Origin of the sequence: Candidatus Competibacter phosphatis, from assembly GCF_012939995.1 — a bacterium.
GTDB classification, from domain to species: Bacteria; Pseudomonadota; Gammaproteobacteria; order Competibacterales; family Competibacteraceae; genus Competibacter; species Competibacter phosphatis.
Genome location: NZ_SPMZ01000012.1, coordinates 78,661 through 104,313 on the forward strand (window position 1 = coordinate 78,661; position 25,653 = coordinate 104,313).

The following is a 25,653-nucleotide window of genomic DNA, read 5'->3' on the forward strand; positions in this document are numbered from 1 at the left end:
AAGTTTATAATGTAATGATTTATATCATTTATTTTTTTAAATGAAACATATTCTTGCGCGCGACTTGACCCGAAGGGTAGGGAGGGCGACGCGATTTCAACAGGATGTTCAGAAGAGTTCCGCCGGATCGATATCCAAGGACCAGCGTACCCGGCGATCCGCGTGCTCCGCCCGCAGTCGCGCGATCCAGGATTCCAGGAAACGATGCAGATCCTGACGTCGCGCCGCTTGCAGCAGCAAGTGTGCCCGGAAGCGGCCGGCTCGGCGCTCCATCGGCGCGGGCGCCGGACCCAGCAGTTCGATTCCGTCGGCATAGGGATCGGCCAGCGTCCGCGCGGCTCGTAGAAACGTGGTGGCTCGCCCCGGCTCGGCTGCTTCCGCCCGCAGTAGCGCCTGATGGGCGAACGGCGGTAGCCATGCCGATTGTCGCTCCGCCAATGCCGCCGTCGCGAACGCCGGATAACCCTGGGATACCAGCACATGCAGCAGCGGATGGTCGGGGTGATGAGTCTGAATGATGACCACGCCCGGTTTCTCGGCGCGGCCGGCGCGGCCGGCGACCTGTAGGACCAGTTGCGCCATGCGCTCGCCGGCCCGAAAGTCGATGCCGTACAACCCTTGATCGGCATCGACGATCCCCACCAGGGTCACCTCGGGGAAATGGTGACCCTTGGCCAGCATTTGGGTGCCGATCAGGATGCGGCGTCCCCCATTGTGAATATCGGCCAGCAGAGCTTCCAGACTGCCGCGACGGCGGGTGCTGTCGCGATCCATGCGGGTGAGGTCGGTCTCTGGAAATTCCCGCCGCAGCGCTGCCTCCAGGCGTTCGGTGCCGTGGCCGATCGCCCGCAGGTCCACGCTACCACAGAGCGGGCAGGCGGCATCCACCGGCTGACTGTCGCCGCAGTGGTGGCAGATCAGCCGACGCTGGCGCAGATGCAAGGTCATGCGGGCGTCGCAGTGGCGGCACTGACTCAGCCAGCCGCATTCGTGGCAGAGCAGAATCGGGGCGAAGCCGCGTCGGTTGAGAAATAGCAACACCTGCTCGTTGCGGGCCAGATGGATTCGCATTCGCTCCAGCAGCGGTCGCGACAGTCCCTCGGCCATCGGCTGGCGACGCACGTCCAGAATTTCGATGGGTGCTTCCGCGCCGCCGCCGACCCGTTCCGGCAGTTGCAGCAAGCGATAGCGGCCGCGCTCGGCGTTGTGGCGGCTTTCCAAAGCCGGAGTGGCCGAACCCAGTACCACCGGAATCCCGAGTTGCCGGCCACGAACGACCGCCAGATCGCGGGCGTGATAGCGGAAGCTATCCTGCTGTTTGAAGGATGGATCGTGTTCCTCGTCGACGATGAGGATGCCCGGCGCGCGCAGTGGCGCGAATACCGCCGAGCGGGTGCCGACCACCACCCGGGCGATACCGGCGCGAGCCAGCAGCCAGGCATTCAAGCGTTCCCGATCGCTCAGACCGGAGTGCAGCACGGCCAGCGGTCCCGGTAGCCGCTCCCGGAAGCGGGCCAGCAACTGCGGGGTCAGACCGATTTCCGGTGTCAGTACCAGCGCCTGCCGGTCGCGCGCCAGCACGGCTTCGATCAGGCGCAAGTAGACTTCGGTTTTGCCGCTGCCGGTGACGCCTTCCAGCAGAAAGACCTGGAAGCGGTCCAGTTCGGCCGTGACGCTGGTCACCGCCGCCGCTTGCGCCGCGTTGAGTGCGGGCGGCGGGCGTGGCGCGCACGCGGTTTCCGCCAGGATGGCGGCTGGGCGGGCCAGTGGTTCCGCCCAGTTCTTGGCGCGCAGCGCGCGCAAGGTGGCGGTGCTGTCGCGCACCACCGCGCGCAAGGTGTCGGCATCGGCGCCGTCGGGACAACGTGCCAGATAATCGAGCAGCAGCTTCTGGGCAGGTGCGCGGCTTGGGCCGGTGGCGAGCGCGGCACGCCCGGAGGCGGTGATTTGCCAGAGTGGCGCTGGCGCTGGCAACTCGGTCGATTCGCCTTGGCGCAAGAGAGTCGGCAAGGCGGTGGCGAAGACCTCGCCAGGGGGATGATGGTAGTAACGCTGTGCCCATCGCAACAGCGCCAGTACGTCGGCGGGCAGCACCGCTTCGGTATCGAGCACCGCTTGCGCCGGCCGCAGCGCGGTGGGGTTCAGGGTGGTGTCGGTGCCAAGTTCGAGCAAAAAACCGACGACGTGACGCCGGCCGAATGGTACCCGTACCCGCAGGCCGGGTTGCAGAGTAGCCAGGTCGCAACCCGGCGGCGGCAGGTAATCGAAGGTCCGATCCAGAGGCGAAGGGACGGCGATCCGCAAGATCAGGTCGGACACGGCGCGGATCGTCAGGTGCCGAACAGACCGGCGCGCAGTCCCTCGAACATGAACTGAACGGCCAGCGCCGCCAGGATCACGCCCAATAGGCGGTCGATTACGTTGGCGCCGGTTTCGCCCAGCAGTTTCATCAGCGGTGGGGCCAGCAACAGGGTCAGCAGGGTCAGCAGCAAAACCGCCAGCAGCACGCCCAGCACGGCGAGAAACAGCAGAGGGTGTTTCGCCGAGGATATGCTACTGGTGGTGAGCAGAATGGTGGTCAGCGTGCCGGGGCCGGCCAGCAAGGGAAACGCCAGCGGAAACACCGAAATATCATCCTTGTACTGCGCTTCTTCCTGTTCCCGTACCGTCGCCGACCGCAGGCCGGAAGGCCGGGCGAACACCATGTCGATCGCTAGCAGAAACAGCAGGATGCCGCCGCTGACCCGGAATGCCGCCAGGCTGATGCCGAGGAAGCGCAGCAGGGCGTCGCCGGTGAACACGAAGAACAGGCAGATCAAGGTGGCGATCAAGGTGCCCTTGAGCGCCATGCGCCGGCGATAATGATCGCTGCCGCCGCGCGTCAGCGCCGAAAACATCGGCGCGACGCCGATCGGGTCGATCACGACCAAGAAGGTCACGAAGACGGTAACGAGCTGTTCCAGCATGGCGGACGCCGGGGGCGCGGCGTCAGGCTACGACGTGGCCGCGCGTCCGGACTTCACCCTTCAGCCCGGAAAGCGCTGAGCGCGCCGCCCTGGCCGTACACGAACACGATGTTGCCCGCCGCGACGGGTGGGGCAACGATACCCTTGCTCGCGGCTCGAACCCGGCCGACGATCCGACCGCTGTCCTTGCTCAGCCAGTGCAGGTAGCCCTCGTAATCGCCGACGACCACGTAATCGTTGGTGGCGGCCGGGGCGGACAGCCGGCGGCCGCTCAGTTCGGATTGTTTCCAGAGCGTGCCGCCGTTGCCGCGATCCAGCGCCAGCACCGAGTCGGTATCGTCGCTGAGGTAAACCTGCCGGGCATCCACGTCGAGCCCGGCATAGCTGGACAGGTTGCGAGTCCATAGCAGATTGCCATCGCGCATGTTGATCGCGGCCACGTTGCCGCGATAGGCCGCCAGATACAGGGTGTCACCGAACACCTTGGGTTCGGAATCGATATCGATCAGTCGTTCGATCTCGGTGCGTCCGCGTGGTGGCGCGATGGTCTTCTCGGTGATGGGCAATCCCTTGTCCAGAGACAGTACCAGCAGCTTGCCGGTATCCAGTCCGGCGATGATCAGGTTGCCGACCACCAGCGGCGGCGCGCTGCCGCGCAGGCTGAGCGCCGGCACGATATGGGAATATACCCAGCGCCGCTCCCCAGTGCGGGCGTCGAGGCCAGTGAATTTGCCATCGTTGCTGCGCACGACCACCAGATCGCCGCCGGCGCGCGGCGGGGCCAGCACCTCGCTTGAAACCTGGGAGCGCCAAGCTTCCTTGCCGTCTTCCTGGCGTAGCGCGACGACCTGCCCCTTGTCCGTGCCGAACAACACCATGCCGTTCTGGCTGACGCCCACGCCGCCGGAAATCGGTAGCTTGGTCGCGGTTTCCCATAGTCGCTGTCCGTTAATGGCATCCAGTGCCACCACCGTGCCATCGTGGCTGGCCGCATAGAGCCGGCCATCCAGCAGCGCCGGGGTCAAGCGGATGAATTGTTTCTCCGTGCCGGAGCCTACCTGGGTTTCCCAAAGTTGCTGCACGTTGATCGGTTGAGCAATCGATATCAGTTCGGCTGGCGGGATCGAGTTATCGGAGCCGCCGAACCAGCTACAGCCGGCGCTCAGGATAAGGAGCAGTAACGGGACTATGCGGCGGATCATGGGATTATTGACCTGGTGCGGGAGTGGGTGATATCGGCACGGGCGCCGTTTCGCCGTCAACGGTGGTCGCGGTGGGCTCGACCGGTGGGGTTGCGGGCTCGACCGGTGGGGTTGCGGANNNCGACAACGGCNCCACGGNTTCGCCGGCCTGCCGGGACATCCTGCTCAAGCAGATCGTGCCGTTCGTGCGCTACTACGCCTACATCGAAATCACCCCGGACCGCCATCAGAGCCTGTGGGAAGCCTACGAGGAAGTGAAGGAGCAACACCCACACTTCGCCATGCGGCAGATCGACGGCCCGGCCGACATCTACCCGGTATTCCGGGATCTGTTCAAGAGGCGCGTGTCATGAGCTCGTCGCGACTGATTGCCGAGTCGTCCGAATGGACGTTCTCGATGCTGGAACGTTACAACGAGGTCATCGGCCGCATCGCCGCCGAGGAATTCCAGCTCGATACCTACCCCAACCAGATCGAGATCATCACCGCCGAGCAGATGATGGACGCCTACTCCTCGGTGGGAATGCCGCTGGGCTACAAACACTGGTCCTACGGCAAACAGTTCGTGTTGACCGAGAAGAATTACCGGCGCGGGCAAATGGGATTGGCCTACGAGATCGTGATCAACTCCAACCCTTGCATCGCTTATCTCATGGAAGAAAACACCGCCATGATGCAGGCGCTGGTGATCGCCCATGCCGCCTACGGCCACAACTCCTTCTTCAAGGGCAACTACCTGTTCCGTGCCTGGACCAGCGCCGACGCGATCATCGACTATCTGCTGTTTGCCCGAAACTATGTCGCCGAATGCGAGGAACGCCACGGCGAGCAAGAAGTGGAACTCTTCCTCGATTCCTGCCATGCGCTGATGAACTATGGGGTGGATCGCTACAAGCATCCGGCGCCGCTGTCGATGCGGGAAGAACAGCAGCGACAGCAGGAGCGGGAAGCCTACCTGCAATCGCAGCTCAACGATCTGTGGCGGACCGTGCCAGTTCGGCCGTCCGAAGCCGCCGCTGCGGTTGAATCGCGCTACCCGAGCGAGCCGCAGGAAAATCTTTTGTATTTTATCGAGAAGAACGCGCCGCTGCTGGAACCGTGGCAGCGCGAGATCGTGCGCATCGTGCGCAAGATCGCCCAGTATTTCTACCCGCAGCGACAGACTCAGGTCATGAACGAAGGCTGGGCGACCTTCTGGCATTACACGCTGATGAATCGCTTGTACGACGAGGGCTATGCCAACGACGGTTTCATGATCGAATTCCTGCAATCGCACACCAGCGTCATTCAGCAATTACCGTTCGACCATCCCTACTATTCCGGCATCAATCCTTACGCGCTGGGCTTTGCCATGATGAGCGACATCCGCCGCATCTGCCAGGAGCCCACCGCCGAGGACCGTCACTGGTTCCCGAACATCGCCGGGCAGGACTGGATCAAGACGCTGGACTTCGCCATGCGCAATTTCAAGGATGAAAGTTTCATCGCCCAGTATCTGTCGCCGAAGGTCATGCGCGATCTCAAACTGTTCGCGGTGCTGGATGACGATATGCAGGAAGAGCTGGAGATCACCGCCATCCACGACGAGGCCGGCTACCGGCGGCTGCGACTGGCGTTGGCCGATCAGTACAACCTCGGCAGCCGCGAGCCTAATATCCAGGTATGGAACGTCGCTCACCGTCAAGATCGCTCGCTGACCCTGCGTCACACGCCCTACAATCGCCGGCCGCTGCACGCCGACAGCGCCCAGGAAGTGCTCAAACACTTGCACCGGTTATGGGGCTTCACGGTGCGCTTGGAAACGGTGGACGAAGAGGGTCAAGCGGAATTGATCGGGGAATGCCCGCAGGGGCGGGGACGATGAAATTTCGGCTCCATGAAATTTTCCGTGGTAGCCACAAGAAATATGTGGTGTGGGTTTCACGCCCAAAGGCATGGACCCTCGATATCCAACCACATCCAGCGAAACGGCTCGACCAGGCGATCAAGACCAAAGCGTCGGCACTTGAACACCTTGCGTTTGTTGTTGATGCCTTCAACAAAGCCGCTGCATGGCTGCCGGAATACGCCCAAGCCGGCGTTCAATGTCGACGCTGCCGGATAAAACCCGCGACGCTAGATCTGCCCCTCGCGGACCGCCGCCACTTGCGGTTCCGGGGGCGTCAGACTGGCCGCCAGCGCGGCCATGAACCCGGACCGGTCACCTTGCCAGCGCAACGTCTCCCCCACCCAGGCATCGCAAAGGAACGGCACCGGCAACCAGTGACCCTTGGGTAGCACCTTGCCCAAACCGGACAATCGCACCGGATGAACCGGTGTCTCCGGCAATTGCTCGACCAGCCAAACGATACCGGTCTTCAGCTTTCCCAGGCATTCCGGCTCGCCGCGCGTCCCTTCCGGGAAAAAGATCACCATATCGCCCACCGCCAGCGCATCGCGCACCGGCTCCAACACTTCGGCGCGGGAACCGCCGCCGCAAGTTGCCACCGGAATAATCCCGATCACACGAGTGGCAAACCAGGATCGCCAGCGCCCGCGCAAAAAATACTCAGCCGACGCCACCGGCCGCACGCGCGGCAACAAGCGCAAAGGCAACATGGCCATCAGCACCAGCGCATCCAAATGGCTATTATGGTTGGCGACGATCAGGGCCGGCCCCCGCCGCGGCAAGCGGTCGCGGCGGCGCACGTTGATCCCCACCGCCAGCAGCAGAAACGGCTTGACCACCAACAGAAAGAACAGCAGGCGTAGTGCGGCGCAACCCATGGTCAGCTTCAAAAATAAAAGTAACGGATGAAATGGAAAAACAGCGGTGCCGTATAGGTCAGGCTATCCACCCGATCGAGAATGCCACCATGACCCGGTAGCAAATTACCGCTGTCCTTGATACCCAAATCGCGCTTCAGCGCCGACAGGCTCAAATCGCCGAAGAAGCCGGCCACCGCGATCAGCGCGCCGGCCAATAGTGCGTCCACAGTGGAAAACGGCGTCAGCCACGGCGCCAGCAGCGCGGACAACAGCACGGTGGTGACCACCCCGCCGACGAAACCCTCCACCGTCTTGTTCGGGCTGACGGTGGGCGAAATTTTATGCTTGCCTAGCCCCTTGCCCCAGCAGTACTGGGCCACGTCGTTCAACTCGGTCAACAACAGCAGAAACAGCACAAGCCCCGCGCCGCTCACGTGAGGATACTGGGCTTGCGGCAACACCAGCAGATAGGCGAGATGGCTCAGGCCGAACACCATGCTCATCAGTCCCCAATGCAGGCTGCCGGCGGTGCGCAAATGGCCCTGGGTTTCGCCACTCAACACCATCGCCACCGGCAGCAGCAGGAACAGATAAACCGGGATGAAGATGATGAACATCCCGTACCACTCGATATGAATCCAGAAATATTGCACCGGAATGCTCAAGTAGGCCCAGAGCAACACCCGGCGGTCGGCGCGGCGAGTGGGAATCAGGGTTAGGTATTCCTTGAGCGCCAGGAAGCTGACCAGGGCGAAAAACAGCAGCGCCGCCGTCCGGCTGAAGGTCAGCGCCAACGAACACAGCACCACGATCAGCCACCAACTCCGAACGCGCGGACGCAACTCCCCGTTCACGGCGGAAGCCGGTTCCAACCGCCAAACCACGGCGGTCGCCAACAGCAGCAGCGCCCACACTCCGCCCAAAACGACCGTCAGCGGCGAAAACAAAGTCACGGACATGAGGAAAGCTCCCGCAGCGCGGCACGCAGTCGGTTGAAACAGGTCACGGCCAACAAACCGCTGGCAACCAACAATATGGCCGTCAGCCAAAAACCGGGCGACAGGCCGAAACCCAGTAACAAGGCAATGCCGCCGAACAGCAAGGCGCGGTCGCTTTTGCCCAGGGGACCATCGTAACGACGGCTGGCGCCGATCAGCACCGCCACCACACCACTGAACTCGCTCAGCAGCGCCAGCAACACGAATGTCACCACCCATGCGACCGGTGCACCGGGGACCAGTGCCAATGGTAGATACAACCCGATATCAGCCAACACATCGCCCATTTCGTTCAATATCGCCCCCAATGGAGTCGGTTGCTGAAAATCGCGGGCCAGCATACCGTCCAAGGCATTCAGCGCCATACGCAGCAACAGCATCGGCGGAACCAGCAACCAAACCACCGGTGCGACCCATCCGCACAACGCGGCACCGGTCGCAAGCGATAACAATAAAGCCGCGACCGTAATCTGATTGGCACTGACGCTGTGATCGTGCAGCCAGCGCGCGATTGGTCGCAACAGTTTCTGAAAACCAGGTTTGAGCGAATAGAGGGTGATCATGTGAACTTCCGAATCAGTGGGACATCGGGCCAGGTCGGCTAGCGGGTTCGGTGCAACGGTTTGAGTCCACCCGATCACCCATAAGTCATTCATCGCTGGCGTACACGGCGCGAGTGGATTCCTCACCAGCCGATGGCATTTAGAGAATGCCGATCGATCATTCGACCGCAAGGCGATTGCGGTAGACGTAATCCAGACAGCAGGCGCAGACCCGGAATCGCATGATTGCCGGCGCGAATTGCCGTATCCCGCTCCATCGATGCAATGCCGCAATAACTGAGAAGTAGGCTTCGGCATACCGAATTGAACCGACGAACAGCGCGAAAATATCTGATGATGAGATATGTTAGGGGGATACTTGGCTATTTACCTGTTACACCATACAAGTGTTATACTTTAGTTGGCCAGTAAATTTTTATAAACTTAGCAGATAAAAATCCGATTTTTCCAAAATCTGCAAAACCATTTTATGAGGTATCGCTTGCGTGAACTCAACAACTCCAATTAAGGATATTCAAATTATTGGTTCAGTTCAACCAGATCAAAGTATAGATCTTAATACGATCCATATGATATTCAAGAGTGAAGCTCGACCACTAATCCATGGCGATACGTTTACAGGACGCCCTGTCACTAAAAATAATCGCTGACGATCACTATGTCATCAAGTACCACTCTGAATACCAATTCAACGAACGCGACAGTAAACGCTGGATTGAAAAAAACTCTAGAGAAGGAACGCCAATATTGTGTTCACAACCCTGCAAAAACCTGGTTTTATATATGGCAATCCGAGCAGATTCTCATTGCCAATATAACACCAAAGCTGTTGCCATTACATATCGGATATAAAACTATTTCTCCAGATGAGTTACTGAAGCATATAGCAAATATGGCGGACATGTATTTTCGAGTTGCCGCTAATTTCAATGTCAAACTTGACGAAGGATTATCTAATTATGGCATTGATGGACAAGGAAACCTACACTACCTAGATGATGATATCTACAAATGGGATAATTTTACTGGATTAACTCAGATACTAGGTGTTTGGTTTCGACAATTGGAGTGGTTGACCCAAGAACACGCTCAAAGACTTGGTGCCATCTTTCAGGAAGTACTACTCAAATATTTCACTGATACTCATTGGATTGTGGTTATCAGCCGACAGCTCAACTCATTATTTTACGCCAATAAAAATACAAATAGAACGCAAACAATATTTTCTGAAGGGCTTTGAAAAAAATACCTTCAATCAAAGGGATAAACAAAAAAACAACAACCTCCAAAAGTTGAGGGAAAGCGATTTGCTATTCTAGCGGATATACATGCCAACTATCCTGCCCTAATGGCCGTATTAAACCGGTTGGATGAGTTGGAAATTAAAGATGCGATTGTCCTGGGAGACATCGTCGGTTATGGCCCTCATCCAATGGAATGTATTCGCGAGCTTCAAAAGCGTAACTTCTTGGTTATTAAAGGCAACCATGACCATGCATTGGTCACCGGAATCCCTGCCCGCGGATTTTCACCAGTTGGTCGCTGGGTATTGGAGTGGAGTGCGGCCGAGGTAGAAAAAGCAGAATGTGACTGGTTGGCTAATTTACCAGCCTATCATCAACAGGACAATTGGATTGCGGTACATGGCGCACCACAAGATAAAACATTTTTTTAATGCCTATGTCTATCGCCTGACCTATGAAGAAAACTTGAGCTATCTAGCAGAGCACGCCATCCCTATCTGCATACATGGACATACACATATTCAGGGTACTTATTATCTTCGTGGGAAACGTCATGGATTTGAAAACACCGATGAATTACGGCTTGATGATATCAAGCACTGTCTGGTATGCCCAGGCTCCGTGGGACAACCTCGTAGCGGCAAGACTGATGCGGAATTTGCCATCTTCGACCAACAACAAGAGATTATTCAATTCCATCGAACAAATTACGACTTGGAGTGCATTGTGAAAGATATGCACCACCATGGTTTTCCGGTACAGCTCATCGATCGTCTTCGCCAAGGACGATAAAAAAGGCGCTCAGCGAGCGCCATAGGAAGGCTAATCAACAATATTCTTCAGGATGGGCACAAAGGAGCAACTTTAGGCAAAGCCCCCCGCACCGCAGCCCATCCCATCCCTAGATTTGCTTTTTTCCCAGTAATCAGCACAAGCAAAGAATTTTCCTTACCTGGAACGACCGACATAAAATGATATGTCTTCTCGGTCGTCATTTGTACTTCTTTAATCATATGACTTACAGTCGAGCCTCGCTGGGTGCTTAACATATCCTCAACGGCGCTGACAGTATTGCCACGGAACATATCCACTGCCGCTGCCGCGACCGCATCCAGGTAGCTTTGAGTGAAATAAGGTACATTATGGGCCACAGCTAACAATAGCCCAGAAGAAAGGTCCACAACAGCGGCACCCAACGCATCGTTAACGCCTTTAACCAATTGCTCACAAACTTCATTCAAGGAAGACATACAGGGTTCTCCTCATTATTAAAAAAGGGTTATTAAAACACACCTTACAACTTTCACGGCAGTATCTTTGCCAAAGAATCCGCAGTGTTACGACCAGCACTCAACAACATTCCAAGATTCGTGCTCTTGGAGGAAATACAGGTCAGCATCAATATATCATTGACGCGCAAAGAAACGACACGACCATCACTGTTTTCCAAAATAACAAATTGACAAAGCTGCTGTAAAGACTCTCTGGCGATGCTCTCGCCAAGCGCCAACAAGGAGCTATTCATTGTCGATATTTTGTGTGTCGGTAGGTCTCGCTTTAGAGAATACGCAATTTCATGACCATCTACTGTTGAAATAAGCGCACCATAAGCGCCAATACACGCACTCATGAACTCAGCAAGCTTTGCTTCACTCTGTGCCAACTGTTCTTTAGTATAATTAACAACAATTGTATCTTCGTATTCCATGCCTGATTCCTGGGTTTCTACTTCAGTTTCATCACTTGCAGATTCAATCTCTGAAACTAACTGAGCAGAGTCGCTTATATCAGCTTGCTCATTTGCTTGTTCAATATCGGTCGGTTGTATTGAATCTGTTTGTTCTTTTTTCGCTCAAATCCATCTGCGATTCGGAGGCATGGGTAGGTTTTTTTTTCTGAGCCGATAGCCTTATCCTGGCCTTTAAACCCCAACAAGGCGCTTAGTTTATCTCTCGTAAGCTTCATGGCGGGTTATTCTACCTTATGCATTCACGTATCAGATGGTCCACATATATCAATCTTGAATACTATATCAACAATAAAACAAAGAATTCACTGAAACCAAGATGTACATAGCTCATGAAAGTTCCAAACATGTCAATAAAAGCATTTAGCAAAAAAAAGCACATCATCCTTATTGCGAGCATCAATAGCAAAGGTTGGAAAAACCTGGCCACGCTTTTGCAAAAAATTCCTGATAATCATCGATGCTTGGAGTGTCTTTAATATCCGAACAAGTAACACCAATAACCGCATCAGTTTCGTTAATAAAATCAGCAAAATTGTCCAAATACATTTCTAAATCTTTAAGAGGCTCTGGACGTCTATTATCGACCAGAACAATTAAACCCAGACCACCTTGTACCAAAATATCCCACATAAACTTAAAGCGTTTCTGGCCTGGAGTTCCATAAAGTCCAATTTTCTGCCCATTATCCAAAGTAATTTGTCCAAAATCCATGGCTACCGTTGTTTTTTCCTTAACCTTCGACAAACCATCAGTGGAAAACACATCCGTGGAAACCGGTGGGAACTCGCTAATAGTTGCGATCGCCGTTGTTTTTCCAGCCCCTGGTGGTCCGGTAAAAATAAATTTAATTTGTTTCATTAGATCCCCAATCGACTACGAATCCTACTGAATAAGCTACGTTTGCCGGTATTTGATGGTTCTTTCTCAGGTACCGAGGCAGGTTTCCCTTGTTGTTCCAAATAACTCAAGGTACGGCAAGCATTAATAAAATCAATAACATCTTCGATTGGAACCTTAAGATGATCAGCAAAATAACTGATATTGCCGCCACGTCTTAACAACGCCGTAAGCTTCAAATGCAGGGGATCTTGGCCTAATTTCTTCAGATCGGGCCAGCGATTTAATCGATAGGATTCAGCAAGAGATAAGCCATCAAATAACTGACCAGTAGATATGGCTAAGGCTGCTATCCAGAGTGGCACGTCTAAATCTTGTGCCTTAAGGTTTTGTATCGCTTTAGCAAGCTGATTATGATTAACTTCTTCTAGTTGTATATTTTCAACAGGAGAAGCAAGCAAATCCTCTATTTCCATTTGAACAAGATTGGTGGTGTAATAGCGGCGATGCTCTATATCGAAAATGACGAAACGTCCAACCCTATCGATAATTTTTATTATTTTATTATGATTGTTATATAAAACTTCCAAAACCCGACGAACTCCCACGGAAGTACTTGCAGTATCAATTTTCTCGTCCAGTGCACTAGACTGAGAAACCCGAGGAGATTCTTGCTCTTTTTGTTCTGGAACACGACCGAGAAACTGCTTGCTAGCCTGCCGCAAAACCGGCACCAACTCCGCAGACCGCAATGGACGAGGCAAGACCAAAACCTTTTCCGGTAAGCCTTCAGTCCTACCACTGAATGCGATTAACACTTGGCGCTTATTTTCACGCGCCCAGTCTTCCAATTGAAGGCGCCCCCCCTCACTATCGGCATCGACCAGCAAAGCCGCCGCCGTCTCCAGGTTGTTGGTATGCTCCCAGCTTGCCACTTCATCATTTTTGGTAAACTCTAGAAATACTTTCAGAGTCAACTCATTACTACGGGATAAATAGCTGGTGAAAAGCTGTAGTCTTTGTGGCATTGGCAGTGGTTACAAATGAGGTTGTAAACTATGTAAGTGTTCAAAATAACCGCTAGCGTGACCGGTTAAGGCATGGTGACCCAGCAGCGCCAGCGCGCGGCCTATGTTCGGTGGGAATCTCAGTAGCGGGGGTGGCTTCAACCGTGAAGACAGCAGGCGGATCGTTATTTGCGCTACCCCCCTTCATCCTTCAACTCCAATCGCTGGATTCTGAGTTCGTTAACCGACTGATCTTGCTTGTGTGCAATGCACTCGTATCACTATTCACATGGATCTACAGCTCAGTATAGGCATGAAATTATAAAAAAATCCATTTTTTTTGTAATATAAGCTACACAATCGAAACCCTAAACTTTAGAAGTTACACAATATAAACATTAACTCATTGATTTATATTGAAACCTGGTTACTTGCTATATGAGCTTAATTTAATAAAAAATCAACAAGTTATATATTCTGCCAAGCATTAATCGGATGGCCTATGTGTATAAAAATTTGAGAATTTATGTAATTTCATGAAAAGCCACTAAATGGCGACACGGAACATTTGGTGGTTGAGGCAAGCCCGATATACACCTAACCCCAACCACACTCGTTCAACTCGTTCAATCAGAACTGGCTGGCGACGAAATCCCAGTTGACCAAATTCCAGAACGCTTCGACGTACTTGGGACGAGCGTTGCGGTAATCGATGTAATAGGCGTGTTCCCACACATCGCAGGTCAGCAGCGCGGTCTTGCCAGAGGTCATCGGCGTACCAGCGTTGCTGGTGCTCATCAGTTCCACCGAACCGTCCGCGTTCTTGACCAACCAGCCCCAGCCGGAACCGAAGGTACCGACCGAAACCTTGGTGAATTCCTCCTTGAACACCGCCAGTGAACCAAATTTTTTTATTGATCGCCTCGGCCAGCGCTCCGGTCGGCTCGCCGCCACCGTTGGGCTTCAGGCAATTCCAGTAGAAAGTGTGATTCCACACCTGCGCGGCGTTGTTGAACAGCCCTCCAGACGACTTCTGGATAATCGCCTCCAGCGGCAGTTCTTCGTATTCGGTACCCTTGATCAGGTTGTTGAGGTTGGTGACGTAGGTCTGGTGGTGCTTGCCGTAGTGATATTCCAGGGTTTCCGCCGAGATGTGAGGCTCCAGCGCGTTCTTGGCATAGGGTAGTTCGGGCAGTTGATGAACCATCGTCGTCTCTCCATTGATCCAGTAGATGACAGATAAGCCTTCAGGGTCGCAGCGCCCGGTTAGAGCATGGGGAAGGCATTAAAGTTTTACCGCCGGTGTGGGGTCCGATCAGCAAAGCCGGGCTAGTCTAGACGCCGGTTCCAACCGATGCAACGCGGGTTTCAGCCAAGCGGGGTGTGTTATTCTTGCCGCCAGACCGGCCGCCGGACTGGTACGAAGTCGGTCCGCACGCCCTGCGTTTCAGCCCACGGAGACCGAACAAATGCATAAACTCTCTCTCATTCTCGCTTTTCTCGCCGCCCTGACCCTCACCGCCTGCGTCGGGCTGGGTGGCGGCTCCAGCAGTGACACCAGCACCAGCGCCAGCACCAGCACCAGCCTCAGCGACAATGCGCGCCGTGGACCTAAGGTCAGCGATTCCGAAATCACTGCCTCCATCAAGGATGCCTTTAAGCAGGACGATCTATTGTCGAACGCCAGTATCACGGTCACTTCCGATCAGGGTGTCGTCAGCATGAGCGGCCGCTTGACCGCCCGCGCCGCCAACCGTGCCATGTCGCTGGCCCGCGCGGCACCCGGCGTGTATCGGGTAGTCTGGTCCAGCATCGACTACATTCCCGAATAAGCCGAAATACCGGCCCATCCCACAAGCGCGACGATTCCATGTGCGGCATTGGCGGTGAATTGCGCCTCGACGGCGGCGAACCGGATGGAGCCTTGATGGGGCGGATGCTGCGGCGTCTGGCCCGGCGCGGCCCCGATCACGAAGGCACCTGGTCCGATGGTCCTCTGTTGCTGGGTCACCGGCGGTTGTCGGTGATCGATCTCAGCGACCGCTCCAACCAACCCATGGTGGACCCTGAACTGGGGCTGGCGCTGGTATTCAATGGCACCATTTACAACTATCGAGAACTACGGCGAGATCTGCTGGCCAAGGGTTACCACTTTTTCTCCGAGGGGGATACCGAAGTCATCCTAAAGGCTTACGCCGAATGGGGCGAGTACTGTGCCGAGCACCTCATCGGCATGTTCGCTTTCGCCATTTGGAACCTGCGCGAGCGCACGCTGTTTCTGGCGCGCGACCGCCTGGGCATCAAGCCGTTGTATTACAGCCGCACTACGCGCGCCTTCCGTTTCGCCTCCAACAGTCAAGCTCTGCTGGAGGCACCGGATGTGGATACGGCGATCGACCCGATCGGTCTGCACCATCAGTTGACCCTGCACGCGGTCATCCCCGCGCCACGCACGATCCTGCAAGGCATCCGCAAGCTGGCGCCCGCGACAACGCTCAGCATCGCCGCCGACGGCCGGGAAACCAGCCGAGTCTACTGGCAGCTGCGCGCCGAACGGCCAAAGACGCCACATGGCGAGCGGGAATGGCTCGACGCCGTGCACGATGCGCTGCGGCTGGCGGTGCGGCGACGGCTGGATATCGCCGACGTGCCGGTGGGCGTGCTGTTGTCCGGCGGACTAGATTCCAGCCTGCTGGTGGCGTTGCTGGCCGAATCCGGGGTGCGCGACCTGCGGACCTTCTCGGTCGGCTTCGAGGATCAGCCGGAAGAAAAAGGTAGCGAGTTCGAATATTCCGACCAGGTCGTCGCCCGTTACCAGACTCGCCATCACAAATACCTGATCCCCAACGACCGCGTGCTCGAACGCCTGCCCGAGGCGATCACCTGCATGGCCGAGCCGATGGTCGGTCAGGACGCGGTGGCGTTTTTCCTGCTGGCCGAACAGGTTTCCCAGGCGGTCAAGGTGGTACAAAGCGGTCAAGGCGCCGATGAAGTATTCGGCGGCTATTTCTGGTACCCACGGATGGCCGCCGAGACCGGCGACAACCTGGAGCGGTTTCGACGGCACTACTTCGACCGCGATCACGACGAGTGGCTGGCCACGGTCGCGCCGGCCTACCACGGCCCCGACCACACCGCCCAACTCATCTCCCAGCGGCTAGCGGAACCCGGCGCCGAGGAATACCTGGACCGGGTGCTGCGGCTGGACGTCACCACGCTGATCGTGGATGACCCGGTCAAGCGCGTGGACAACATGACCATGGCCTGGGGGCTGGAAGCCCGAGTGCCGTTCCTGGACCACGAACTGGTGGAACTGGCGATGCAACTGCCGCCGGAATTGAAGATCGGTGGCGGCGGCAAATACGTACTGAAAAAAAATCGCTCGCGGACTACTGCCGGATGCGGTGATCGACCGGCCCAAGGGTTATTTTCCGGTGCCGGCGCTCAAGTTCGTGCGTGGGCCATTTCTGGCATTCATGCGCGACATCCTCGACTCGCGCGCCTGTCGGGAGCGCGGCCTGTTCCAGCGTGACTATCTGGATCAGCTACTGGCCGAACCGGAAGCGCACCTGACCCGACTGCTGGGCAGCAAGCTGTGGCATGCGGCACTGCTGGAACTGTGGCTGCAACTGAATGTGGATTCGGTTGGCCGGAACGACGTGCCCTGATCTCTCCCAATCGGATACCCGCCATGCAACCTCTCGCGCGCCGCCGGTCTAAAATCGCGTATATCCATCCAGGATAGCAATGCCGTTTTCTTGCCGAATCACTCTCTAACCCGAGGTCATGCAATGGACGTCTTGGAACTGATCAAACAGCAAGTGGAATCCAATCCAGTGGTTATCTACATGAAAGGCACCCCGGAGATGCCGCGCTGCGGTTTCTCGCAGCGCGCGACCCAGGCGCTGGCGGCCACCGGCCTGCCGTTTGCCTACGTGAACGTAATGGAAGACCCGGAGATTTTCGATAACTTGCCGCGCTATGCCGACTGGCCCACTTTTCCCCAGATCTATGTCGGCGGCGAACTGATCGGCGGTTGCGACATCACCTTGGAGCTTTACCAGAGCGGCGAACTGCAAAAACTGATGGAAGAAGCCGTCGGCAAATCCAATACCGTGACTGACACGCCGTCCGCCTGAATCAATTTTTCCGCCCACCCCGCCCGGCTCCGCCGGGCTTTTTTTGTGATTGTGCAATACGAAATATTTTATTGTTCAAACCTATACAGCCGCTCCATGAATACTACAATAATGACTATCCAAGCTCCGTGATCAGGCTCCTCGAATTCACAAGCCGGCTTGAATCCGCCTTTTCAGGCTCGGTCTTTGTTCCGGGAAGGCGTCGATCCTTGGTCACGGTCGAACGAGGTCGAGAAATCATGCCCAGTTATCTACAGCAGATCGCCTCCCGGTTCGAAAACCTTGAACCCGACAAAGCGCGGGAGCTACTTCGAATCGACGCAGCCTACATACGCTTCGGACTGAGCGACGGCGTTTTTGGTGATCCGCGCGACGGCGCGGCCAACCGCTTGCTGCGCCATTTGCCGAGAATGGCGCGCATGCGACATTTTCGTCTATACCGAATCGGTATCGGCGAACGTGCGGACGGCGCCTATACCCACCAGGCGGTCGCCCTGCTGGATGCCCAGCAACTGCCCACGCCGGGCAATACCCTTGCGGTGCTGGACCCAACCGGAAACGCTACTACCCAAGCCACGGCCCGGGAATACGATTGTCATCAATATTCCTTCGAAACCTGGCAAGACTTGCAGCGCTACTACGGACGCGGTTGTGCCTTGCTCGCCAATCACCCAATACCCCTTCGGCCATCCCTGGAACCGCCGCTCCCCAACCCGCCGCCTGCCCCCGTATCCCAACTCTACCGCTGAAGGGGCGCCACGACACTCAGACCCGTGCACGGCGGGTCTTTTCGATCCCTACCCACAAAATTCTCACGACACCATTGCGGTTTATGCACACTTATTGAAAAATACGAATCATTCGCATTCGCGGGGTGTGCTTGCATGAACTTGATCTGCCTTTCCGAACTGGCGATCGGCCAGCGTGGCGTCATCGAAGAAGTGGAAACCGAGGAGCAATTCCGCTGGCGGCTACAAGCCCTGGGTTTTCGCATCGGCCGAGAAGTGCGGTTGATTCGCCAAGCACTGTTCGGCGGACCACTGCAAGTCCGAATCGGCAGCGTCAACGTGATGCTGCGCCGACATGACGCCGCTTTCATCCATCTTCGAGCCATGGGATGAAGCGCATCGCCCTGCTGGGGATGCCCAACACCGGAAAATCCACCTTTTTCAACCGTCTGACCGGCGCCGGCGCCCGCATCGGCAACTGGCCGGGTATTACCGTCGATCTGCTGAGCGCCAAGATCCTGCTCGGTACCGAGATGGTCGAAGTGGTCGACCTACCCGGCCTTTACGATCTGCACGGATTCGCCGAGGACGAGCAGGTAGTGCGGCGCTTTCTGCTGAACAACCCGGTGGATCTGCTGTGCATCATCCTGAACGCCACCCAGATCGACCAGCAACTGCCGCTGGCGCTGCAACTGCGCCGGCTGGGACTCAGGGCGGTTGCGATCATGAACATGACCGACGAAGCCGAACAGTTGGGCATCCGCTTCGACGCGGCGGCGCTGGCGGCGGGGCTGGACTGTCCGGTCTGTTTCATCAGCGCCAAATACGGTCGTGGCTTCCCGGAGGCCCGCGAGACGCTGCGGCATGTCCTGAGCCTGGACGCCCCCACCGCCTCCCCCACCTCACAAACCGATTTCGTCGCCGATGAGGCGCTGATCGCCGAAGCCGAGAAGTTGATCGCCCGCTCCGTCAAGATGCCGCGAGTGCTGGAATACGGCCTGAGCGAGCGCATCGACCGCTTCGCCCTGCACCCGGTGCTTGGCGTCCCGCTGTTCTTCTTGGCCCTGTTCCTGCTATTTCAGGCGGTCTATACTTTGGGTACACCACTGCAGGATGGGGTGGCTTGGCTGCTGGAGCAGTTCCGCGAGTTGGGACTGGTGCATTTGCAGGCGATTCTGCCCGGCTGGCTGTACGGGCTGTTGGTGGAAGGCGTGTACGACGGCTTGGGCACGGTCGCTTCGTTCGTGCCGGTAATCGTGCTGTTCTTTCTGGGCATGGCACTGGTCGAAGACAGTGGCTACCTGTCGCGCATCGCCTTTCTGATGGATGCGTTGATGGCGCGAGTCGGTCTGGACGGGCGTGGCTTCGTGATGCTGTTGATGGGATTCGGCTGCAACGTGCCGGCGCTGATGGGCACCCGGGTGATACGCGCGCGCGGCCTGCGCTTGCTGACCATGCTCATCATCCCCTTTTCGCTGTGCTCGGCCCGGCTGCAAGTCTTCATCTTCCTGATCTCGGCATTGTTCAGCCCGACCGAAGCGCCGCTGGTCCTACTCACGCTGTATGCAACCAGCTTCCTGATCGCCCTCGCCACCGCCCTGCTGTTCAAGAATCGGCTGGGCGGCGGCGAGCCGCTGTTGATCGAGCTACCGCCCTACCGGTTACCGACGTTCCAGCAGGTGGTACTGCGCGCCTGGCACGAAATCCACCATTTTCTCAGTCGCGCCACCCGCTTCATCGTTGCGGGAGTGGTGGCGATCTGGTTGCTGACCCACCTTCCCACCGGCGTGCCGGCTGGTGGTCCCGAAACCCTGGCGGGAATGTTCGGCGGCTGGCTGGAACCGCTGCTGCGGCCGATCGGCATCGACCAGCAGATGGCGGTGGTGCTGCTGTTCGGTTTCGTCGCCAAGGAGATCGTGCTGGGCGCGATGGCGGTGGTCTACGGGGTGCAAGGCAGCGCGCTGGCACAATTGACGGCCCAGCACATGGACTGGGTGCAGGCGTTCAGCTTCATGCTGTTCACGTTGGTCTACACTCCCTGCCTGTCCACGGTAGCGACTCTGCGCGGCGAATCCAAGAGTCTGGCCTTCACCGGTGTCAGCATCGCCTGGTCGCTGGCGCTGGCCTGGCTGCTGAGTTTCGTCTTCTATCAGGGCGCGCGGTTGCTGGGGTATTGACCTCTATGATCCCGCCATCGACCGGCATTGGCGCTCAAACATAAAGCTCCACCATCTTGCGCCAATGCTTCGGGCTGTGCGCCCCGCCCCTGCCAGACATGCATGGCGTTCCAGACCCCTTTGTGCCACAGCGATTCGCTGAGTTGTCGATTATTGTCCAGAAACGGATCTCGATCGCCAATCGCCAGCACCACGTCCAGACGCCGCAGACGATCCAGCAGATACGGATCGGACAGATTCGGCACGAAGTGGCTGGGTGTATTGAAGTAAACGTGCTCGTCGTAATGACCGTCGAACAGGTTGTGGAAGTGCTCGACCGGCTGGGTCAGATCGAAGCGGCCGCTCAACGCCACCACCTTGTGAAACACCTGCGGATGACGAAAGGCGAAGTTGACCGCATGGAATGCTCCGAAGCTGCAACCGTGCGCAATGACGCAAGGGTGGCCGTTCTTCGCCCACATCAGCGGCAGCACTTCATTCAACAGATAGGATTCATACTGCATGTGCCGGTGGACACGATCCCAGGGCCGGTTCCAGAAGCAGTAGAAGCTTTCTTCGTCGATGCTATCCACACAGTACAACTGCAGCCAACCCCGGTCGATCTTGTGGCGCAACGCCTCGGTCAGCCCCATATTCTCGTACTCGTAAAACCGGCCGCAACGAGTGGGAAAGACCAGCACCTTGGCTCCGGCGTGGCCGAAGACCAGCAGTTCCATATCCCGGTTCAGTCGATGGCTATACCACTTGTGATATTCTCGATTCATGCCTGCGGATCAATTTCAACAAATTGAATTGGTTGAAATTTACCGCAGAAATTTGACATGCGTATGAAAGAGGAATGACAGGTCCGCGCGGTGTGGAGCGCCCATCGTCTCCAGCCGCCCGGCGTGGCTCAATCGCGGTTGAAGAAGTACGCCAGCGCATCCAGCAAGCGTCGGTCCTCGACGATCGTGCCAGCGTGATCGAAGTGGCCCGCCCGCAGCACGAACAGCTCCTTGGGACCGGCGAGCGCGTTATAAACCGCGAACTGGCCGGGCGGCGGCACCGCCGGATCGAAGCGAGCGGCGGCGACGTGCATGGGGATGCGTAAATGGCGCGCGGCAACGGCGGCGTCAAAGTAGCGCAGTGTATCCAGGACCTGGCCAGTCCGCCGCTGGTGGCGACGGACCGCCTCGCCGCTACCCACGCAGGGCATCCCCAGCCGCAGCGGATGATGGCCGAAACTAGGCACGTTCAGATGGGCTCGATGAAACCGTTCGTCCCACGGCAAGGCCAGCGCGCCGATGCCGCCACCGAAACTGATCCCCAAATACTCCAACCGCCGCGCCGCCGTGGGAAACAGCTCCAGGAGCGCCGAAGCCGCGCACCACACGGTATCGGCCGCGCAAGCGCCGTGCACGTAAGTATCCCGCTCACCGATCCCATGCAACACATGATCGTCCGGGTTCGCCGGAATCCCGGCGCAGGCACTGCGGGAAATGCCTCGGGCACAGGGAAACAGCATCGCCGCCCGAGGGATGGGCAGATGAAAATCCGGGCCATCCCGACCGCCATAACCGTGACCAACCACGACGCCGCGTTCGACGGGCGCATCGCGCGGCCGGGTCAACCAGCCCTTGACCAAAAACCCGTTCAGCGATGTGAATTCCAGCTCGAACATATGGATACGCGGGTGTGGACTGGGAACCTCCCGCAATATCGGCGCAACCGTGACCTCGCGAGCACGGGCGTACAAGCTTCGCCAGAAACTGGCGAAATCGGGTGACTCGGCCGGTGGTGTCACCGCCAGCAAGGTGGCAAGATCGTAGCCATGGGTCGGATCGAAGAAAAAACCGTGTTGAAGCATGCGGCTGGCTCAAGTTGGATTTAAAAATGGCGCACGATAATCCACACTATTCCAAGCTGTCAGTCAGTTGGAGACTCGTTCGCGCTTGGGTTAGACTCAAAAAGTCGCCATGATGGCAAACCGTATTTTCGTAATCAAACTACTCACCAGAGGATCGATTCATGCCGAAGAAGAAAGAGCCGACCAGCACTCCGGTCAACAAGGACCCCAAGAAAACCACCAAACCGACCACGGCAGCCGCCGCCGCAACACCTGCCGCATCCGTAACCCCCGCCAAGGCCGAGGCGCCAAAACCCACCGCGAAACCGGCATCCACCAAAGCCACCAAAGCCCCAGCCGCGCCCGCCAAAGCCACGGCTACGGCCAAAAAGGCCATCGACTCAACCGCCACGGTTGTCGTCGCCAAATACGATGTCGGATTCGGCAATAAGCTGTTCATCCGTGGCGAGGGCGCCGGCCTCAGTTGGGAAACCGGCGTGGAAATGAAAAACGTCGAGAACGACGTTTGGGTGTGGACCAACAATGATCTCAAAAAGGGTGCGGTCGCCTGCAAATTCCTGATTAACGACGATGTCTGGTCGACTGGCGAAAATCTCTTCGTCCCGGCCGGCGAAACGTCCACGGTTTTTCCCAACTTTTAATCCGCTTGATCGAGTGGACCCGACCGGCGCGACTCGCGCCCGGGTCCGGCTCAAACCGTTCACAATCCCTCGCCTCGTAACCGCTCGAACTCCGTTCGCGAGCGGGTCACGCAATCCTCGATCGCCACTCCGTTGAAGTAATTGCCGACCAGCGCCAAGCGATGTCCGGCCAATGCCTGGTTCAGCTCTTTGGCCCGTTCACCATGACCGACCCGCAGCGCGGGCAATTGGTTGAGCTTCGACACGATGTTCCCGGATTCAAGCAGGGCTTGATCGATGCCGAGCACTTGGGCGATTCGTTCGAGCTTCTGTTCTTCGCCCAATACGCCGGGCCGGAAGTGGAAGGTAAAACCTCGCCAGTGGGCATCGGACACGGTATCGCGCGACACCATCGAGTAAAACGGCTCGCCTCGGCCGATCAACCCCGCCACCGGCGGTAGGGATAAGCGCGCGGCCGGCAACGCCACGCCAACCGATTCGACCTGGGCGGTCTCGATCTCCGCCAGTCGCCCGGCGACCTCGGGAAACGGCGCGTGCAGCAGTTGGGTCGCCGTTGCCACCGGCGTGGCCAGACACAGCGCGCGGGCGCCGTACTCGCTGCGATCGGTACGAACGACCCAACCCTTACCATCGCGCCGAATCTCCCGCGCGCTTTGCCCGAGTTCGACGGAGAAGCCCATTTGCCCAGCCAGGGTGTCGGCGATGGTTTGCAGTCCGCCGGGCAGCGTGAAACCGCGTGGTACATCCTTGCGCCGGGGCCGGGGTTGAAACAGGCTGTCGGCGGGAAACTCGCCGGCCGGCTGACAAATCACCGCGTCGAAGGCCGGCTCGAACACCGCCGCGTAATTGCGGCGGCCGACGATGTGGCCGTAGTACTCGGCGACGGTGCGTCCGGTTTTGATCAGGCCGAGCATGCGAACCGGGGCCAGCGCCAGTGCCGGGAAGTACAACTGGGAAGGAATGCTTTTGACCGCGCCGCCGACCAACAATCGGAACCCGACCCTGACTCGGCGTTGCAATCGGCTCAGCAACCCGACCCGTTCCAGAATCGCCAACAGATTACCGTAGGAATTGAAACCGCTGTGCGCGCCCAACTCCAGCCAGAACCCGTCCATCTCGCCGCCGAAACGATGCGAGTGCAGGCATCCCCCCCACCCGGTCTTCCCGCTCCAACACCAGCACGTTCAGGCCAGCGGCGGCGGCGTAATGGGCCATGCTCAAGCCGCTGATACCGGCTCCTATAATCAATAGATCGCGGTCGGCCATAAACGAACTCCGGTAGGGATAAACACTCGAACGGCGATTTTCGACAAGGGTGCAGCAACGGTCAAGTCAACCAAACCGTGACAGGTTGGTCGATCCAATCTTGCTTTGATTTTAAGGGCTTATCACACTCCAACTCAGGAGAACATCATGAACATCCGCTCTTGTTTCGCTCACGATCTATTCCAAGGCAAGACCGTGTTCATCACCGGCGGCGGCAGCGGCATCAATCTCGGCATCGCCCGCAACTTCGCGGCGGTCGGTGCCGATCTTGGCATCCTCGGCCGCTCGCAAGACAAGCTGAACGCGGCGGCGGCGGAACTGCGCGCACTCGGCGCGCGAGTCTCGACCCATGCCGCCGACGTGCGCGATTACCCCGCGTTGGAAAAGGCCATGCGGGACGCTCGCGAGGAACTGGGACCGATTCATACCCTGATCTGCGGCGCGGCCGGCAACTTCCCCCTACCCGCCGAACAGATCAGCCCCAACGGCTTCAAGTCAGTGGTGGACATTGATCTGCTGGGCAGTTTTCACACCTGTCGGGCGGCGTTCGAGCAACTCCAGGAAACTCGGGGCAACATCATCTTCATTTCCGCTGGCATGGCGTTCATGCCGTATGCTTTTCAAGCCCATGTCGGCGCCGCCAAGGCCGGTATCGACAACATGATGCGCAACCTGGCGCTGGAATGGGGCCGGTTCGGCATTCGCTGCAACAGCATCGCGCCCGGCCCGATCGAGGGTACCGAGGGGGTACGGCGGCTAGTGCCGGAAGGCAGTGCCGACGCCCTGAAACAGGCGATTCCGCTGGGCCGCTTCGGCACGCCGGACGATATCGGCCAGTTGAGCGTATTCCTGGCCTCGCCGCTGGCGTCCTATATCACCGGTACGCTGGTGGTCGCCGACGGCGGCCAGAACTTGCCCGGTTCCGGGGCGTGGACCCAGTTGATCATGACGGAGATGGCGAAGGCTGGAAAATCCTCAGCATGACTCTGGGTCACGATCTTTCCCGGTTCGTTACCGAATCATGGAAGGCTCTATGAGATCTCCCGTGGAAACCACAAGATATAGGGGTTAGGAGTTACGCAGTTGGGGGTAATGTGTAAAGTGGATTAGTCAGATAGGCTTGTACGGCGGATCGGATGATGGTGGTCTTGGCTTCGAACCCACTGATTCCCGCGTGATGGCAATGCCGCTCCAGGCGCAAGAAGGCACGTAGCGCCAAACCGATGTGGTTCCGTTGGGCGCGAGCGGCGCGCACCTGAGCGCGTTCCACGCCACAATACTGTTTGATCCCACGATGATAGTGTTCGACGGTCCAGGCATAACCGGCGAAACGGACTCGGGTCAGCGCGGTCATGTTCAGGTCATTGGTTGCCCAGTATGCCTTGTCGCCGTCTGGGGCGACGATCAGGAACAGGCGGATCGGACCATAGCCTTTCAAATGGACGATCTTCCCTTGCGCCGCTGTTTCCACATAAGCCACCGGGCGTAACCCCGTCCGGTCGGGGTTGACCAAGCGGTTGGCTTTCAGCCGTGTCAACCAC

25 protein-coding genes and 4 pseudogenes are annotated in these 25,653 nt (G+C 57.6%); 13 read left to right on the forward strand and 16 right to left on the reverse strand.

What is annotated here, in order from left to right; genetic code table 11:
• Nucleotides 1-108: 108 nt before the first annotated feature.
• From E4P82_RS04325 to bamB, 3 genes are read right to left on the reverse strand one after another with little or no spacing between them, the layout of a single operon-like run.
• Nucleotides 109-2,319, reverse strand: a complete 2,211-nt coding sequence (locus E4P82_RS04325) for a primosomal protein N' (RefSeq protein WP_312914112.1) — start codon at nucleotides 2,317-2,319, stop codon at nucleotides 109-111.
• Nucleotides 2,320-2,330: 11 nt separating this feature from the next.
• A complete protein-coding gene (locus E4P82_RS04330) occupies nucleotides 2,331-2,966 on the reverse strand; it encodes a MarC family protein (RefSeq protein WP_169247740.1) in 636 nt (211 codons plus the stop codon).
• A gap of 53 nt (nucleotides 2,967-3,019) precedes the next feature.
• A complete protein-coding gene (gene bamB / locus E4P82_RS04335; protein WP_169247741.1) occupies nucleotides 3,020-4,168 on the reverse strand; it encodes an outer membrane protein assembly factor BamB in 1,149 nt (382 codons plus the stop codon).
• Nucleotides 4,169-4,344: 176 nt separating this feature from the next.
• Here bamB and E4P82_RS23970 point away from each other — a divergent pair, with 176 nt between their 5' ends.
• Nucleotides 4,345-4,521 carry a DUF444 family protein gene (locus E4P82_RS23970; protein WP_478219226.1) on the forward strand — a complete coding sequence of 59 codons (177 nt, stop codon included), beginning with the start codon at nucleotides 4,345-4,347 and terminating at the stop codon, nucleotides 4,519-4,521.
• A complete protein-coding gene (locus tag E4P82_RS04345; RefSeq protein WP_169247743.1) occupies nucleotides 4,518-6,032 on the forward strand; it encodes a SpoVR family protein in 1,515 nt (504 codons plus the stop codon). Before E4P82_RS23970 ends, E4P82_RS04345 begins: the two co-directional genes overlap by 4 nt.
• A gap of 251 nt (nucleotides 6,033-6,283) precedes the next feature.
• On the opposite strand, the gene E4P82_RS04350 is transcribed toward E4P82_RS04345, so the two are convergent.
• From E4P82_RS04350 to E4P82_RS04360, 3 genes are read right to left on the reverse strand one after another with little or no spacing between them, the layout of a single operon-like run.
• Nucleotides 6,284-6,934, reverse strand: a complete 651-nt coding sequence (locus E4P82_RS04350; protein WP_169247744.1) for a lysophospholipid acyltransferase family protein — start codon at nucleotides 6,932-6,934, stop codon at nucleotides 6,284-6,286.
• Nucleotides 6,935-6,942: 8 nt separating this feature from the next.
• Entirely contained in the window at nucleotides 6,943-7,875 is a 933-nt protein-coding gene (locus tag E4P82_RS04355) for a phosphatidate cytidylyltransferase (protein WP_169247745.1), read from the reverse strand.
• On the reverse strand, nucleotides 7,866-8,477 hold the full coding sequence (locus tag E4P82_RS04360) for a CDP-alcohol phosphatidyltransferase family protein (RefSeq protein WP_211203024.1): 612 nt from the start codon (nucleotides 8,475-8,477) through the stop codon (nucleotides 7,866-7,868). Before E4P82_RS04360 ends, E4P82_RS04355 begins: the two co-directional genes overlap by 10 nt.
• Nucleotides 8,478-9,135: 658 nt before the next feature.
• On the opposite strand from E4P82_RS04360, the gene E4P82_RS04365 reads away from it, so the two are divergent.
• The 3 genes from E4P82_RS04365 to E4P82_RS04375 all read left to right on the forward strand — a co-directional run bounded on the left by E4P82_RS04365 (nucleotide 9,136) and on the right by E4P82_RS04375 (nucleotide 10,513).
• Nucleotides 9,136-9,717, forward strand: coding sequence for a hypothetical protein (locus tag E4P82_RS04365; RefSeq protein ID WP_169247746.1), 582 nt, complete (start codon nucleotides 9,136-9,138; stop codon nucleotides 9,715-9,717).
• A 72-nt stretch (nucleotides 9,718-9,789) separates the two neighbouring features.
• On the forward strand, nucleotides 9,790-10,152 hold the full coding sequence (locus E4P82_RS04370; protein ID WP_312914125.1) for a metallophosphoesterase family protein: 363 nt from the start codon (nucleotides 9,790-9,792) through the stop codon (nucleotides 10,150-10,152).
• On the forward strand, nucleotides 10,121-10,513 hold the full coding sequence (locus tag E4P82_RS04375) for a metallophosphoesterase family protein (protein ID WP_169247747.1): 393 nt from the start codon (nucleotides 10,121-10,123) through the stop codon (nucleotides 10,511-10,513). Before E4P82_RS04370 ends, E4P82_RS04375 begins: the two co-directional genes overlap by 32 nt.
• Before the next feature lie 47 nt (nucleotides 10,514-10,560).
• Here E4P82_RS04375 and E4P82_RS04380 read toward each other — a convergent pair whose 3' ends face one another.
• From E4P82_RS04380 to E4P82_RS04400, 5 genes and pseudogenes are all read right to left on the reverse strand, one after another.
• A complete protein-coding gene (locus E4P82_RS04380) occupies nucleotides 10,561-10,971 on the reverse strand; it encodes a roadblock/LC7 domain-containing protein (RefSeq protein ID WP_169247748.1) in 411 nt (136 codons plus the stop codon).
• A gap of 53 nt (nucleotides 10,972-11,024) precedes the next feature.
• On the reverse strand, nucleotides 11,025-11,429 hold the full coding sequence (locus E4P82_RS04385) for a roadblock/LC7 domain-containing protein (protein WP_169247749.1): 405 nt from the start codon (nucleotides 11,427-11,429) through the stop codon (nucleotides 11,025-11,027).
• Nucleotides 11,430-11,867: 438 nt separating this feature from the next.
• Entirely contained in the window at nucleotides 11,868-12,329 is a 462-nt protein-coding gene (locus E4P82_RS04390) for a GTP-binding protein (RefSeq protein ID WP_312914115.1), read from the reverse strand.
• The gene (locus E4P82_RS04395) at nucleotides 12,329-13,285 is read right to left on the reverse strand and encodes a hypothetical protein (protein ID WP_169247750.1); all 957 of its coding nucleotides are present in this window, start codon (nucleotides 13,283-13,285) and stop codon (nucleotides 12,329-12,331) included. Before E4P82_RS04395 ends, E4P82_RS04390 begins: the two co-directional genes overlap by 1 nt.
• A 660-nt stretch (nucleotides 13,286-13,945) precedes the next feature.
• Nucleotides 13,946-14,522, reverse strand: a pseudogene (locus E4P82_RS04400) (superoxide dismutase).
• Nucleotides 14,523-14,784: 262 nt separating this feature from the next.
• Between E4P82_RS04400 and E4P82_RS04405 the strand changes: the two are divergent.
• The 6 genes and pseudogenes from E4P82_RS04405 to feoB all read left to right on the forward strand — a co-directional run bounded on the left by E4P82_RS04405 (nucleotide 14,785) and on the right by feoB (nucleotide 20,359).
• The gene (locus E4P82_RS04405) at nucleotides 14,785-15,147 is read left to right on the forward strand and encodes a BON domain-containing protein (RefSeq protein WP_169247751.1); all 363 of its coding nucleotides are present in this window, start codon (nucleotides 14,785-14,787) and stop codon (nucleotides 15,145-15,147) included.
• Between the two features lie 38 nt (nucleotides 15,148-15,185).
• Nucleotides 15,186-16,983, forward strand: a pseudogene (locus E4P82_RS04410) (N-acetylglutaminylglutamine amidotransferase).
• Between the two features lie 123 nt (nucleotides 16,984-17,106).
• A complete protein-coding gene (gene grxD, locus E4P82_RS04415) occupies nucleotides 17,107-17,454 on the forward strand; it encodes a Grx4 family monothiol glutaredoxin (RefSeq protein ID WP_169247752.1) in 348 nt (115 codons plus the stop codon).
• Between the two features lie 239 nt (nucleotides 17,455-17,693).
• Entirely contained in the window at nucleotides 17,694-18,203 is a 510-nt protein-coding gene (locus E4P82_RS04420; RefSeq protein WP_169247753.1) for a hypothetical protein, read from the forward strand.
• Between the two features lie 135 nt (nucleotides 18,204-18,338).
• Entirely contained in the window at nucleotides 18,339-18,575 is a 237-nt protein-coding gene (locus E4P82_RS04425) for a FeoA family protein (RefSeq protein ID WP_169247754.1), read from the forward strand.
• On the forward strand, nucleotides 18,572-20,359 hold the full coding sequence (gene feoB, locus E4P82_RS04430; RefSeq protein WP_169247755.1) for a ferrous iron transport protein B: 1,788 nt from the start codon (nucleotides 18,572-18,574) through the stop codon (nucleotides 20,357-20,359). Before E4P82_RS04425 ends, feoB begins: the two co-directional genes overlap by 4 nt.
• A 34-nt stretch (nucleotides 20,360-20,393) precedes the next feature.
• Here feoB and E4P82_RS04435 read toward each other — a convergent pair.
• Both E4P82_RS04435 and E4P82_RS04440 read right to left on the reverse strand, forming a co-directional pair.
• A pseudogene (locus tag E4P82_RS04435) lies at nucleotides 20,394-21,123 on the reverse strand (esterase family protein).
• Between the two features lie 128 nt (nucleotides 21,124-21,251).
• The gene (locus tag E4P82_RS04440) at nucleotides 21,252-22,205 is read right to left on the reverse strand and encodes an acetylxylan esterase (RefSeq protein WP_169247756.1); all 954 of its coding nucleotides are present in this window, start codon (nucleotides 22,203-22,205) and stop codon (nucleotides 21,252-21,254) included.
• Nucleotides 22,206-22,366: 161 nt separating this feature from the next.
• Here E4P82_RS04440 and E4P82_RS04445 point away from each other — a divergent pair, with 161 nt between their 5' ends.
• On the forward strand, nucleotides 22,367-22,846 hold the full coding sequence (locus tag E4P82_RS04445) for a hypothetical protein (RefSeq protein WP_169247757.1): 480 nt from the start codon (nucleotides 22,367-22,369) through the stop codon (nucleotides 22,844-22,846).
• A 59-nt stretch (nucleotides 22,847-22,905) separates the two neighbouring features.
• Here the strand turns inward: E4P82_RS04445 and E4P82_RS04450 are convergent, their stop codons facing one another.
• Nucleotides 22,906-23,961, reverse strand: a complete 1,056-nt coding sequence (locus tag E4P82_RS04450; RefSeq protein ID WP_169247758.1) for a protoporphyrinogen/coproporphyrinogen oxidase — start codon at nucleotides 23,959-23,961, stop codon at nucleotides 22,906-22,908.
• Nucleotides 23,906-24,112 (reverse strand): FAD-dependent oxidoreductase, encoded by a 207-nt coding sequence (locus E4P82_RS04455; protein ID WP_169247759.1) that lies wholly within the window; start codon nucleotides 24,110-24,112, stop codon nucleotides 23,906-23,908. Before E4P82_RS04455 ends, E4P82_RS04450 begins: the two co-directional genes overlap by 56 nt.
• Nucleotides 24,113-24,259: 147 nt before the next feature.
• Between E4P82_RS04455 and E4P82_RS04460 the strand changes: the two genes are divergently transcribed.
• On the forward strand, nucleotides 24,260-25,096 hold the full coding sequence (locus tag E4P82_RS04460) for an SDR family oxidoreductase (protein ID WP_169247760.1): 837 nt from the start codon (nucleotides 24,260-24,262) through the stop codon (nucleotides 25,094-25,096).
• 91 nt (nucleotides 25,097-25,187) lie between these two features.
• Here the strand turns inward: E4P82_RS04460 and E4P82_RS04465 are convergent.
• Nucleotides 25,188-25,653: pseudogene (locus E4P82_RS04465) on the reverse strand (IS701 family transposase); the annotation flags it as partial.